This is a genomic window from Micromonospora sp. NPDC049101 (assembly GCF_040648675.1).
In the GTDB taxonomy this organism is placed as follows: Bacteria; Actinomycetota; Actinomycetes; order Mycobacteriales; family Micromonosporaceae; genus Micromonospora.
Genome location: NZ_JBEZED010000001.1, coordinates 346,266 through 358,968 on the forward strand (window position 1 = coordinate 346,266; position 12,703 = coordinate 358,968).

Below are 12,703 nucleotides of genomic sequence, written 5' to 3' on the forward strand. Positions count from 1 at the left end.
TCAAGCCCGATCACCGCACCGTCCGTGGTCGCCGGCTACCCCGACGCGTCACCACCCACCGTCACCGAGGGTGAGACGTCAGGACTGCTACGCGTCTTGTCGCGCGTACCGGATCCCCGCGACCCTCGCGGGGTGCGGTACCCGCTGACAGGTCTCCTCACGGTCGCGGTGTGCGCGGTCCTGGCTGGCGCATCGTCGTTCGCCGCGATCACCGACTGGCTCCACGATCTGGACGACCAAGCCCGCGACCAACTCGGCTTCGGCGACCAGATCGCGGACAGGCCATGACCTGCGCGAAGGCCATCGCCCTGCTCGCCACCGACGAACGCCGGTGGCAGGTCCGCTCCGCCGGGGCCGGCTCGAAGGGACAACGCTGGTACGCGTGGGCATGCTGCCGTACTAGGGACGTGTCGAGGGCTGGCCGCGTCCATTACCAGATCATGACAATTCGTGGATCACGCGCGGATATCCGGCTGGCAGCTTCTGCTGAGTGATCCAACAGTTGTCTCCCACCGAGTCCCGGCCCGTCGACACGCGGCCCGAAACGACGCGCGTCCGGTTTCGCCACCGGTACTGGACCCGGACGGTCCCCGCCGACCGGCAGTCACACCGGGCGCAGTGGGCCGACGCGGCGAAGGGCGTCTGCATCATCCTCGTCGTGCTGTGGCACGTCGTCGTGAAGGACTACCTGCAGATCGACTGGCACGTCGGTGTGCCGGTGCCCGGCCTGTGGGGAACGCTGGGTGAGCAGTTCCTGCCGCTGCGGATGCCGTTGTTCTTCACCATCTCCGGCGTCTTCGCGGCGAACGCCGTGCAGCGGCCCTGGCGGGTCGTCGCCCGCGGCCGGATCGCCGGCTTCCTCTACCTGTACGCCGTCTGGCTGCTGATCCACACCGCGATCCTCGCCGCCGTTCCGCAGTTGCCGACCGACCGCGCCACCACCGCCCGCGGCCTGCTGGAGCAGCTCACCATCACACCGTCGAACCTCTGGTACCTGTACGCGCTCGCGCTGTACTTCACCATCGCCAAGGCGACCCGTCGGGTGCCCCGGGCGCTGGTCCTGGTACCCGCCGCGGCGCTGTCCGCGATCGCCGCCGCCGGCCTGCTCGCCACACCGGGCAACCGTGCCGGCCTCTACCAGAACCTGGTCTTCTTCCTCGCCGGCCTGTACCTGCGGCCGCGGATCGAGCGCTGGACGGCCACCGCCAGCCCACGCCGCCTCGTGGTGACCTCGGGCGCCTACGTGCTCGCGCTCGCCGCGATGGCGGCGGCCGGCGCCCAGCAGTGGTTCGGTGTGTGGACGCTGGTCTCGGTCGTGGCAGTGATCTTCGGCATAACCGCCGCTGCCCGGCTGGCCCGCTGGTCGGCACTCAGCGAACCGCTGGCTAGGCTCGGCCGCATCACGCTGCCGATCTACGTCATCCACATGCCGGTCCTGGCCCTGCTGCACCGGCCGTTGCTCGTAGGCGTTTCCGGGCTGGATCGGTCCGCTCAGGGCCTGATCGTGCTCGGTTATCCGATTCTGCTCACCGGCTCGGTGATCGGGCTGAGCCTGGCCGTGCATCGCGGGCTGCTGGCGGTTCGCGCCGGCTGGCTGTTCGCGCTCCCCGGCCCACGCCGGGCGGGGGCGTCCCGATGAGCGCCCTGGCCGAGGCGATGGTCGACCTCGGGGCGATCGCCGACAACGTGCGGGCCATCGCGTCGGTCACCGGCACCGACCTGATGGCCGTGGTGAAGGCGGACGGGTTCGGCCACGGCGCGGTGCAGGTGGCCCGTGCCGCCCTGGGCGCCGGCGCCCGCTGGCTGGGGGTGACCTCGGCGGCCGAGGCGCTGGCCCTCCGCGACGCGGGGGTGACCGCACCCACGTTGAGCTGGCTGCACCGGCCGGACGACGACTTCAGCGGGTTGGTCACCGCCGGCGTCGACGTCGGCGTGTCGACGACCACGCACCTGCACTCCGTCGTCGACGCGGCCCACCTGCTCGGCGTACCGGCGATGGTGCAGGTGAAGGCGGACACCGGTCTGTCCCGCAACGGGGCGGCCGGGGACGACTGGCCGGAGTTGGTCGGTTGGGCCCGCAAGTACGAGCGGGAGGGCGCGATCCGGGTACGCGGGGTGTGGTCCCACCTCATCGACGCGGACCTGCCGGGCGCCCCCGAGCTGCACCGGCAGGTGGCGGCCTTCGAGGAGGCGTTGCGGGTCGCGCGCACCGCCGGCCTCGACCCGGACCTGGTTCACCTGGCCAACTCGGCGGCCGCGCTGGCCGCACCCCGGACACGCTTCGACCTCTGCCGGATCGGGATCGCGCTGTACGGGGTGGACCCGTTCGGGGCGCGCGGTCCGGGCGAATTCGGGCTGCGGGCCGCGATGACGTTGCGCACGAGTGTGGTCAACGTCAAGCGGGTGCCCGCCGGTACGAGCGTCTCCTACGGCCCCGAACACGTCACCGCCGCGCCGACCACGCTGGCGCTGCTGCCGCTCGGCTACGCCGACGGGCTGCCCCGTGCCACCGGCGGCCGCGCCGAGGTGTGGCTCGGCGGTCGGCGGTGCCCGATCGTTGGGCGCGTCGCCATGGACCAGTGCGTGGTCGACGCCGGGGACCTTCCGGTGGCGATCGGCGACCCGGTCGTGGTGTTCGGCCCGGCCGAGGGTGACCAGAGCCCACCGACCGTCGTCGAGTGGGCCCGCTGGGCCGGCACCAACCCGCACGAGATCCTGACCGGGATCGGGCCCCGGGTGGCCCGCGACCACCTCCACGAAAGGGCACGGACTTCATGACGACTCGACTGGCAGTGCTGTTTGGCGGACAGAGCGGCGAACACGAGGTGTCCCGCCGCTCGGCGGCGAGCATCCTCGCCAACCTGGACCGGGAGCGGTACCAGGTCACCGAGGTGCTCATCGACCGCGACGGCGGGTGGCACGTCGGCGGTCGCCCGACGACGCTGCCCCAGGCGCTGCGTGTCCTGCGCGCCCAGGACGTGGTCTTTCCGGCCCTGCACGGCCCGTACGGCGAGGACGGCACCGTGGCGTCGCTGCTGGAATGGCTCGGCGTGCCGTACGTCGGCAACGGTGTCTTCGCCAGCGCCGCCGGCATGGACAAGGGTGTCACCAAGCGGCTTCTCGCCGCGGAGGGCCTGCGGGTCAGCCCGGGGGTGACCCTGCGTCCCGGCGAGGAGTTGTCGCCCACCGACCGGCAACGGTTGGACCTGCCGATCTTCGTCAAGCCGGCTCGGGCCGGGTCCAGCCTGGGCGTGGTCAAGGTGGACGACTGGGCGGGGGTGCCCGCCGCGCTGGAGCAGGCCCGTCAGGTCGATCCGAAGGTGCTCGTCGAGCAGGGGGCGCGCGGGCGGGAGATCGACGTGGCCGTTCTGCAGCACCCGGACGGGCGGGTGCAGGCCGGCCCGCCGCTGGAGATCCGGGTGACCGGTGCCGGCTTCTTCGACTACGACGCGAAGTACGACGGCGGGGCCGCCTTCCAGATCCCCGCCCCGCTCGACGCGGCGACCACCGAGGTGCTCCAGGACCGGGCGATCCGTGCCTTCCGCGCCCTCGACTGCCGTGGGCTGCTCCGGGTCGACTTCTTCCTGCCCGCCGAGGGGTCACCCGAGCCCATCGTGAACGAGGTCAACACGTTCCCCGGTTTCACCGCCGCGTCGCAGTTCCCGCAGATCTGGGAGAAGGCCGGTCTCGGGTTCGCCGAGCTGATCGACATCCTGATCGCCGGCGCGCTCGTCGACCAGGACGGGGTACGCCACGGCGGGCTGCCCCGGCCGGCACCGACGGCCGACCTGGCGGGCAGTGGTGGTCGGCGCTCGGTCAGCTGAGCGGACACGGCCGGGGCGGCCGGGCACCGTCGGACCCGACGATGGTGACCGGGGCGGAATTCTCCGCCAGGCCGAACTGGGCCGCGGCGTCGGCCGTCGTACAGATGATCTGGTCGGCCGCTGTCGACGACAACGACCGCGCCGCGATCGTCGTCCGCACCCGGAGGCCGGCGGAGCGGTCGGCCTCCGACGTCACCGTGACCGGGTCGAACCCGGCCGGCACCGCACTGGTGAGACCCTGCGCGCGTTCGTTCTCCTGGGGGCCGGCCGCGAGCAGGGCGAGCGCGTCGGCGGGTGCGGCGTCCGCCGTCGCCGGGCGCAGGACCAGCACGAGTTCGCCCTGCGCGAGCAGGTAGAGCCCGGTGCCCTGGGACGGGCCGCTGACCGCCTGCCGGCCCCTGATGACCTCGCTGGGTCGTACCCCGCAGCCGGTCGCGAGCAGGGTGAGCAGGAGGCCACCGGCGAGGAGGGCACGTCTGGTCACCGGGCACCTCCGGCGGCCGCCGTGTCGCGCGGCAGTCGGAGCGTGAACACCGCGCCGCCACCGGGAGCGTTGTCGGCGACGAGACTCCCCCGCCGGTCGCCGTGGCGGTGCAGGCGTGCGTTCTCCCAGGAGATGGCGAGGCCGAGGCCACTGCCCTCGGAGCGGGTGCGGGCGGTGTCGGCCTTGTAGAAGCGGTCGAAGACGTGCGGCAGCACCTGCGGGTCCAGTCCAGGCCCCTGGTCGGCCACCTCGACGGTGACCCAGTCCGGGTCGGCGCGCAGGCGTACGGACACCGGCTCGGCACCGTGCCGGAAGGCGTTGCCGACCAGGTTGGCGACGATGACGTCGAGCCGACGCGGATCGAGGCGGGCCACGACTCCGGGCGGCAGGTCCGCCCGCACCCGGTCAAGCCACCCCCGGATCCGCAGGCTCGCGGTCACCGCCGCGGCCACGTCCACGTCGTCCAGGGCGAGCCGCGCGGTGCCGGAGTCGAACCTGCTGACCTCGATGAGGTCGTTGACCAGTTGGGTGAGGTTCTGCGTCTCCCTGCTGACCAGCCGGGCGGCTCGGCCCGCGTCCCCGGGCAGGTGCTCCGCCTCCTCGTCGAGGACGTCGGTGACCGCCGTCATCGCCGCCAACGGCGTCCGGAGTTCGTGCGAGACGTCGGCGACGAAGCGGCGGGCGTCGGACTCCATCCGCCGCAGCTCACCGACCTGCCGCTCCAGCGTCCCGGCGGTGTCGTTGAAGGTCCGCGCCACATCGGCCAGCTCGTCGGTGCCCCGGACCGTCAGCCGGGTGCTCAGGTCGCCCTCACCGAGGCGGCGGGCTGCCCGGCCCAGGTCGCGGACGGGTCGCAGCACCCCCCGGGCGGCCAGCAGAGCCAGCAGGACGGCGAGGACCAGGGACAGCCCGCCGGTCAGCCAGGCCAGGTTGGCGAGCCGGTCGATGCTCTGCTGCTCAGGCGCGAGGGTGCGTACCGAGTAGACCTCCAGCCCGGACGGTCGGGACGTGCCGTCGAGTCGCGCGAACCTCAGCTGGGTGCCGACGAGCAGCCACGGCTGCTCGTCGCGTGAGATACGTTGCCAGGCGATCCGGCCCTCGCCGACGTCCTGGCGCAGCTCGGGGGTGAGCAGGTCGGGGCCCTCGGAGCCCTGCGCCCGCAGGTCCCGGTAGATGACCACCGCGTAGCCCTCCCGGTCGGAGAGGCGCTGGGCCAGCAGAGTGAGGTCATCCTGCGTCGGCGGGAGCTGGGCGATCGGGTAGACCTTGGTGAGTTGCTCGGTCAGCGCCATCACGGCGGCGTCCTGCGCCTGTTGCAGGATGACGGTTCGGGCCTGGATGTAGCTGCCGCTGGCCACGGCGGCCGTGGTGGTCACGCCCAGCAACGCGAACGTCAGCAGCAGCCGGACCCGCAGGCCCAGGAACCGGGCGCCGGCCCAGCGGGTCACAGCGGGCCGAACCGGTATCCGAAACCGCGCACGGTCTGGATGAAGACCGGCGCCGCCGAGTCGGCCTCGATCTTGGCGCGCAGCCGCTGGACGCACGCGTCCACGAGTCGCGAGTCGCCGAGATAACCGTGCTCCCACACCGCCTCCAGCAGTTGCTGGCGGCTGAGCACCTGGCCCGGCGTGTGCGAGAGCTCCAGCAGCAGGCGCAGCTCCGTCGGTGCCAGGCTGACCGGTGTCCCGTCCTTGCTGACCACCAGCGCGGCCCGGTCGATGGCCAGCGGGCCGTGCTGTTCCGGGCCGGCCCGCTCACCACCGGTGCGCCGCGACTCGCCGGCGGTGCGTCGGAGCACCGCGCGGATGCGCGCCTCAAGCACCCGGGCCTGCACGGGCTTGACCACGTAGTCGTCGGCGCCGGCCTCCAGGCCCGCCACCACGTCCATGTCGTCGTTGCGGGCGGTGAGCATGATGATCGGCAGGTCGCCGAGCTGCCGAATCCGGCGGCAGACCTCGAACCCGTCCATCCCGGGCAGCATGAGGTCGAGGACCACCACGTCGGACGGGGTCGTGCGCAGCCGCTCCAACCCCTGCTCACCCGTCTCCACCGCGTGCACGGTGTGCCCCTGCCGGGTGAGCGCCAGTTGCAGCCCGTCGCGCACGGTCTGGTGGTCTTCGATCAGCAGCACCTGCGACATGTCGTCAAGTATCCCATCATGAGATCTTTTGTGGTCCGGTCGATGACCGTGGCCACGTGCGGCGACCAGCGGGAAGCGGACCAGCGAAATCCGTCGACCGCACCAGGAACACCACCGAACCCACCAGGAACATCGTCGACGCGCCGGCCACCACGATGGCGACGAGCGCCCCGCGCCGCACCGACGTGGCCAGCTCGGGCACGACCACCACCAGCGCCCAGGCCAGCACGGCCAGGCCGAGCGCCGCCCCGGCCAGGCCGCGCCACCGGCTGCCGCCGTCCGGTCGGCCGTCCGGTCGGCCGTCCGCGTCCCGGTCGCCCCGGGCCGCCAGCGCCGCCGCGGCCAGGCAGAACACCGTCACGCCCAGCAGTACGCCACCGAGCGCGTCACTGAACCGGTGCCAGCCCGCGATCATCGTGGCTGAGGCGATCACCGAGACACCCGCCGCGCCCGGCACCGCCAGCCACCGCCGGGCCCACCCGGGCAGGACCAGCATGAACGCCAGCAGCAGCGCCGTCGCCGCCGCGACGTGGCCGCTGGGGAAACTGTTGTGGGTGGTCGAACTCTCGATCTCAAGATCCGGGCGGGGCAGCGCGGACTTCACGGCGCCGGCCAGCACCACCGCGCACAGGACCAGGCCCACGCCGACGACGCCCGCCACCAGCCGCCGGCGGAGCACACCCACCAGCAGCACCGCGCCGAGCAGGGCGGCGAGGAGTGTCGGGCTGCCGAACGCGGCCAGCACGGTCTTGGCCGGGCCCACCAGAGCGGTCCGCTGCTCGTACCCCCCGCCCCGCTCGGCGCGCGGCAGGAGCGCGCCGTCCCACCACTGACCGGGGTACGTCCGCACGAAGACGACCGCGGTGAGAGCCAGGGCGAGCAGGCCGCACAGCGACGCCGCGAGCAGCCGGAGGCTCAGCGGCACGGCCGCGCGGGCGGGTGGCAGCGGTCGCGCCGGGTGCGGGCCGGGCGTCGACCGCCCGACGGGGTACGACGATCCGATGGACATGGCGCCCATGCTCGCCCCGCCAGGTCCGCACCACGTACACGGATTGTCTTGGTTCTGTCACAACCGACTTCGGACTGCCGCACGCCGCCGGACCTGCGCTGCGACGTGGTCAAATTCATTTGCTTGCATGCGACGATGTTTTACCTGGCCGAGACGAGTCGCCACTAGGGTCAGAACGCCGATCGATGTGGTCCTCGACGGTGCGAGAAATCCATCCGGAGTGAATTGGGGAACCGGAAGGGGTGGGGGGAATGCAGGGAATTCCAGTCGCCAGCCTGGTCATCGGCATCGCGTCGTCACCGGCCGAACGCCGACAGCTGGCCCGACTGCTCGGCGGAAGCGACGCCTTCCTGATCGTCTCGACAGTCGACCAGGCGCGGGAGTTTCTCGGGCTGGTCGACACGCCTCCCGGGGCGGCTCCCCCGGCCACCGCCAGCCGCGCCGAGGTCGCACCGAGCCCACAGCCGCCGCCACCGGACCTGGCCGTCGACTCCGACCGCCGGGTGCTGCGGTGGCGCGACCAGGAGATCGACCTGACCCGTCTGGAACACGACGTCCTGCTCTGCCTGGTGCACGCGCCCGGCCAGATCTGGACCTACGAGCGCCTGCACCTGGAGGTCTGGGGCAACCGGCACCTCGGCCGCAACTCCGACATGCACTCGGTGGTCCGCCGGGTGCGCGGCAAGCTGGCCCGGTTGAACGCCGCGGCGACGATCCACTCGGTCCGCGGGGTCGGCTTCCGGCTCGTCCCGGTCTGAGCCGGCGGACACGGTCCGGCCCGCCTGGTCGGTGACCAGGCGGGCCGGACGTCCTCGCTACCGCTGAGGTGTCAGCACTTGATCGGCGCCAACGCGAAGTTCTCCACGGTGGGAGTGGTGGAGTTGATCTTCGTCTGACGGGTCTGCGGCTTCCAGCCGTCCTTGGCGACGATCAACGTGAGCGGGTTGTTGCGGCGGTCCACCCAGTAGGCGTACTTGCCCTGCGCGTCGGTGGCGAAGGTCAACGACGACGCCCACGAGTCGACCTGGACGACCGCGCCGCTGAGCGGCGAGGTCGCACCCTGGCAACTGGTGCCGGTGACCGTACCCATGAGCTTGCCCCACGTCTTCGGAGGGTTCACGGTCATGGTCACCGCGACCGGCGCGACCGTGTACGGCGTGTTCTCCGCGATCGCGACAGCGCCGGAGTAGGTGCCCGGCTGGTCCACGTTCGCCGTCATCGTGACGGTGACCGTGACCTTCGCACCCGGCGCCAGGGTGGCCGCCGTCTTGTCGATGCTCAGCCAGCTGACGTCGGCGGCCGACTCGGCGCAGCCCTCGAAGCCCGGCAGCACCTCGCTGTCCGGAGCGGCGTTGAAGTTGCCGGACGAGCCACCGATCTTGTAGAAGCCGCACGCCGCCCCGCCGCGGTAACGCGGCGTGTTGGCGTTCGGCAGGTTGGACCAGGAGGCGGTGGCCGGGTCGAAGGCGAAGCCCGCGTTGCTGATGGCCCCACCCTGGGCGCCACCGACGACGAGAAGCTTGCCGTTGGCGACGGCGTACGAGCTGGCCCAGCTGTCGGCCGGCGCGTCGGCGACGGCCGTCCAGGTGTTGGCACCCGGGTCGTAGGCGTAGCTGGACTTCTGCGCGGCTGCCCCGTCGTTGCCGCCGGTGCAGTAGACGGTGCCGTCGATTCCGCCACAGGAGGCGAAGGCCACCGACTTCGGGTAGTTGGCCAGCGTCGCCCAGGTGTCGCTGGCCGGGTCGTACCGGACGACACTGTTCGACATCGGCGTGCAGCCGGCGGTGGTGCAGCCGCCGATGGCGTACAGCTTGCCGTCGACGACGGCCTGACCGGCCGCCGACCGCGGCGCCGGGTTGTCGGCCAGCTCGGTCCAGGTGTTGGCCCCCGGGTCGTACGACCAGGTGGCGGAGTCCGGACCGGCGTCACCCCAGCCACCGCTGACGATGATCTTGCCCTCCACGACGCCCGCCGTCACGGCGTTGCGGGCACCGGGAAGGTCGGCGATCGCCCCCCAGGTCTGGGCGACCGGGTCGTAGGCGTAGTTCTTCGCGGTGGAGGCGTTGCCGTCGCCACCGCCGAGCGAGTAGACCTTGCCGTCCAGGGTCACCACCCGGTTGTCCATGATGTTGGACGGGAAGTCGGCGATGTCGGTCCACGGCGCGGCCTGCGGGCCGTCCGCGGCGGTGGTCGCCTTGGCCTCCTTGCCGGACGCCTTCGCGGCGAAGGACGTCGCGGCGGTGAGCCGCTGCGCCGGCGCGCCGGCGCCACCGAGCACCTGCTGCCTGGTGACAGTGGATCCGTCCGCCCGGAGGAGTTCGAATCCGTTGTCCCGCTCACTGAACTTGACCTCGACCGGCGCGCCACCGGTGTTGGTCACCGTGAACGTCTTGCTGGCCTTGCCGCTGGGCATCTGGAGCGTGGCGCTCAGCTGCGTCGGCGTCACCGCCAACCGGCCGGCCGCGAGCTGGAAGTTCGCGACTGTCGCCCAGTCGGCCTCGACGTCGACCTGCTTGGTCTGGCTGACGTAGTTGCCGGCGGTCGCGGTGAACGGGTGCGTGCCGGTCAAGGTCGAGTAGATCCAGTAGAACCCGTCGGCCAACTCCGGGTCGTCCGGGGTCGCCACGGTGACGGCCTTCTCGGCGGGCCGGTCCTTGCTGGTGACTGTCGCGCCGTTGACGTAGCTGTTGTCGTTCTTGTCGCGGACGTTGCCGACGACCAGACCGCCGTCGACCGGCACGCAGGTGATCTGGCTGCCGATCAGGACGTTGTCGACCTCCCACCACCACTCGTACGAGGCGTCGTAGTAGTGGAACCGGACCTGCACCTGCGCCTGGCCGGCGGCCTGCGGGATCGGGATCTCGGTCACCTTCGGGCCCCGGACGTCGGTCTCCTGGCGGAGCACGTTAGTCCAGGTGGCGCCACCGTCGATGCTCAGATCGACGTCTGCGGTGTCGTCGTTGAGCTGGTTGAAGTCCTGGTTGAACCGGATGACCGGGGCGGTGACGTCGGCCAGGTCGACCACCGGGCTGACCAGGGAGGTGTCCTGGCTGCTGCCCGCGCCGTAGTCGTCGCTGTCGATCATCGCGAAGTTGCCGCTGCCGCCGGTCAGGTTGCCCCGGGCGCCGTCGTCGGTGAACTTCCAGACCTGACCGCTGCCCGCGTTGTCCACGACCGTCCAGCCGGCCGGCGTGGTGGTGCCGTCGAAGGTCTCGTACTCACCGTCGGAGCCGGTCGTGTAGCCGGGCGCGGTGGTGCAGGTGGTGGTGTCCACCGGCACGGCGACGTTGGCGGTGGCGTTGCCCGAGCCGACCACGACCTGCTTGGTGACGGTCTGGTAACCGGGGTACTGCACCTCGTACTTCAGGGTGTACGTCTGCCCGGCCGGCAGCTTGAGGCTGTAGCGGCCGTTCGACGGAGTGGTGTAGTCGTAGACGCCGGACACGCCCGTCACAGTCACCTTCGCGTACAACGGCCAGCCGTGGCCGGAGCCGTCGGTGACCGCTCCGGTGATGTTCACGCTCGGCACCGGCGCCAACGCGACGTCGAGCGTCGTGGTCGCGGCCTTGGTGACCGTCGCCGGCTTGGTGGTGCTGGCGTAACCGAACGCCGACACGGCGACCTGGTAGTCACCGGTGGGGAGCTGCGTCGAGTACTTCCCGTCGGCACCGGTGGTCACCGCACGGTCGGTCGGGCCGGTAAGCGTCAGGGTCGCCCCGGCGATCGGCGCGCCGGTGGCCGCGTCGGTGACCGTGCCGGCCAGGGTGCCGATGTCGCCGGTCGGAGCGGCGTCGAGCAACGCGAGGGCATCCAGCCGGCCCTCGCCGTAGACGTTGTTGTCGGCGGCGGTGCCACCGCACTGGCTGTCGGCCTTGTCGATCGCGGCACCGTTGAGCAGCGCACGTGTCGCGTCGACGTCACCGACGAGCGACGGGGCCGCCGAGTAGAGCAGCGCGATCGCGCCCGCGAGGTGCGGTGCGGCCATCGACGTGCCACTGGCGCTGCCGTAGGCGTTGCCGGGAATGCTGGACCGGACGTTCACGCCGGGGGCCGAGATGTTGGGCTTGATCTCGCCGTTCTGCCCGGCGCCCCGGGCGGAGAAGCCGGCGATGTTGTTGTTGACGTCGTATGCGCCGGCCGAGTAGTTGCTGGCGAGGCTGCCCGGCGAGCCGCTGGTCTGGCAGGCCGGTCCGCTGTTGCCGTTGGAGAAGACGCCGAAGATCCCGGACGCGGTCCAGGCGTCCGTCACGTCCTCCATGAACGGCTCGTTGGACGGGTTCCGGGTGCCCCACGAGTTGTTGATGACGTTCGGTCGCTTGCTCGCGTCCGGGTTCTGGCCGTTGAGGTCCAGCGGTTCGAGCATCCACTGACCGGACTCGACAAGGGCCGCGTCGGTGGGGCAGCAACCGTTCGCCGAGATCCACTTGGCCCCGGGGGCGACACCGATCTGGTTCGCACCGTCGGAGCCGGCCATCGTGCCCATCGTGTGCGTACCGTGGCCGTCGTCGTCGCAGGGCGCGGTCGCGCAGGCGCCGGTGGATTCGGCGGCGTTGAACCAGTTGTAGTTGTGGTCGAACGTCCCGTCGCCGTTGTTGCCCCGGTAGGAGTTCACCAGCGCCGGGTGGTCGAACTGCACCCCACTGTCGATGCTCGCGACGGTGATGCCCTCGCCCTTGACGCCGTACCCGGACCAGACGTCGTCGGCGTTGATGTTGGCGACGCCCCACTCCAGGGCGTTCACGGTCTTCTCGTCGGTGCCCTTGATCGTCTCAGGCAGCTTGTAGGCAACCGGTGGGTAGAGGCCCTCGACCTCCGCGTGACCGGCGAACTTCTGCGCCATCGCCAGCGAGCCGCTGCTCACCTTGATCGCGTTGGTGGCCCAGAAGGTCTGGTACTTCGCGCCGGAGCTGTCGAGGTCGGCCCGGATCTTGCCCTGGCTCGCCGCGGCGGTCTGCCGCAGCGCGTCCGCGACAGCCGTGCCGCGCTTGGACCAGTCCTTGATGGCGCTGGCCTTGCTCAGGTCCGCCCGGTCCTTGAACCGGATCCAGAAGTCCCCTTCACTCTTGGCCTGTAGTTGCTTGGCGAGCTCCGGTCGGATCTTGTCCCCTGCCGCCGTCGTGCCCGGCGCGGCCTGTGCGCCGGAACCGATGGTGGCCAAGCAGGTCGCGGCGAGGATCGTCGCCGCCCCGGCGCTCACCAGTGATCTGGCTGCGCGCCGCCATTGTGGACGTCTGAACATCGGTGCT

Annotated in this window: 9 protein-coding genes and 1 pseudogene; 5 read left to right on the forward strand and 5 right to left on the reverse strand. The window is 71.5% G+C overall.

Annotation, left to right across the window (positions count from 1 at the left end; translation table 11 throughout):
• Positions 1-84: 84 nt before the first annotated feature.
• The 4 genes and pseudogenes from AB0B57_RS01615 to AB0B57_RS01630 form a co-directional block, all read left to right on the forward strand.
• Positions 85-261 (forward strand): annotated as a pseudogene (locus AB0B57_RS01615) (transposase family protein); the annotation flags it as partial.
• A 229-nt stretch (positions 262-490) separates the two neighbouring features.
• Positions 491-1,639, forward strand: coding sequence for an acyltransferase (locus AB0B57_RS01620; protein ID WP_357063955.1), 1,149 nt, complete (start codon positions 491-493; stop codon positions 1,637-1,639).
• Entirely contained in the window at positions 1,636-2,778 is a 1,143-nt protein-coding gene (gene alr / locus AB0B57_RS01625) for an alanine racemase (RefSeq protein ID WP_357063959.1), read from the forward strand. Before AB0B57_RS01620 ends, alr begins: the two co-directional genes overlap by 4 nt.
• A complete protein-coding gene (locus AB0B57_RS01630) occupies positions 2,775-3,824 on the forward strand; it encodes a D-alanine--D-alanine ligase family protein (protein ID WP_357063962.1) in 1,050 nt (349 codons plus the stop codon). Before alr ends, AB0B57_RS01630 begins: the two co-directional genes overlap by 4 nt.
• Here AB0B57_RS01630 and AB0B57_RS01635 read toward each other — a convergent pair.
• Genes AB0B57_RS01635 through AB0B57_RS01650 form a run of 4 tightly spaced genes read right to left on the reverse strand, consistent with a single transcriptional unit; the run spans position 3,817 to position 7,457 of the window.
• Entirely contained in the window at positions 3,817-4,308 is a 492-nt protein-coding gene (locus AB0B57_RS01635) for a hypothetical protein (protein ID WP_357063964.1), read from the reverse strand. The genes AB0B57_RS01630 and AB0B57_RS01635 overlap by 8 nt on opposite strands.
• Positions 4,305-5,756, reverse strand: a complete 1,452-nt coding sequence (locus AB0B57_RS01640) for a HAMP domain-containing sensor histidine kinase (RefSeq protein WP_357063966.1) — start codon at positions 5,754-5,756, stop codon at positions 4,305-4,307. Before AB0B57_RS01640 ends, AB0B57_RS01635 begins: the two co-directional genes overlap by 4 nt.
• Positions 5,753-6,448 carry a response regulator transcription factor gene (locus AB0B57_RS01645; RefSeq protein WP_357063969.1) on the reverse strand — a complete coding sequence of 232 codons (696 nt, stop codon included), beginning with the start codon at positions 6,446-6,448 and terminating at the stop codon, positions 5,753-5,755. The genes AB0B57_RS01640 and AB0B57_RS01645 overlap by 4 nt, the downstream gene beginning before the upstream one ends.
• Positions 6,449-6,464: 16 nt before the next feature.
• A complete protein-coding gene (locus AB0B57_RS01650; RefSeq protein WP_357063971.1) occupies positions 6,465-7,457 on the reverse strand; it encodes a phosphatase PAP2 family protein in 993 nt (330 codons plus the stop codon).
• Between the two features lie 251 nt (positions 7,458-7,708).
• On the opposite strand from AB0B57_RS01650, the gene AB0B57_RS01655 reads away from it, so the two are divergent.
• On the forward strand, positions 7,709-8,215 hold the full coding sequence (locus AB0B57_RS01655; protein ID WP_357063973.1) for a winged helix-turn-helix domain-containing protein: 507 nt from the start codon (positions 7,709-7,711) through the stop codon (positions 8,213-8,215).
• Between the two features lie 71 nt (positions 8,216-8,286).
• Here the strand turns inward: AB0B57_RS01655 and AB0B57_RS01660 are convergent, their stop codons facing one another.
• Positions 8,287-12,654, reverse strand: a complete 4,368-nt coding sequence (locus AB0B57_RS01660; RefSeq protein ID WP_357063976.1) for a S8 family serine peptidase — start codon at positions 12,652-12,654, stop codon at positions 8,287-8,289.
• Positions 12,655-12,703: the final 49 nt, after the last annotated feature.

Coding starts and splice junctions, on each gene's coding strand:
- alr (WP_357063959.1), top strand. CDS start 1,636: ATGAGCGCCCTGGCCGAGGCGATGGTCGACCTCGGGGCGATCGCCGAC.
- AB0B57_RS01650 (WP_357063971.1), bottom strand. CDS start 7,457: ATGTCCATCGGATCGTCGTACCCCGTCGGGCGGTCGACGCCCGGCCCG.
- AB0B57_RS01630 (WP_357063962.1), top strand. CDS start 2,775: ATGACGACTCGACTGGCAGTGCTGTTTGGCGGACAGAGCGGCGAACAC.
- AB0B57_RS01655 (WP_357063973.1), top strand. CDS start 7,709: ATGCAGGGAATTCCAGTCGCCAGCCTGGTCATCGGCATCGCGTCGTCA.
- AB0B57_RS01645 (WP_357063969.1), bottom strand. CDS start 6,448: ATGTCGCAGGTGCTGCTGATCGAAGACCACCAGACCGTGCGCGACGGG.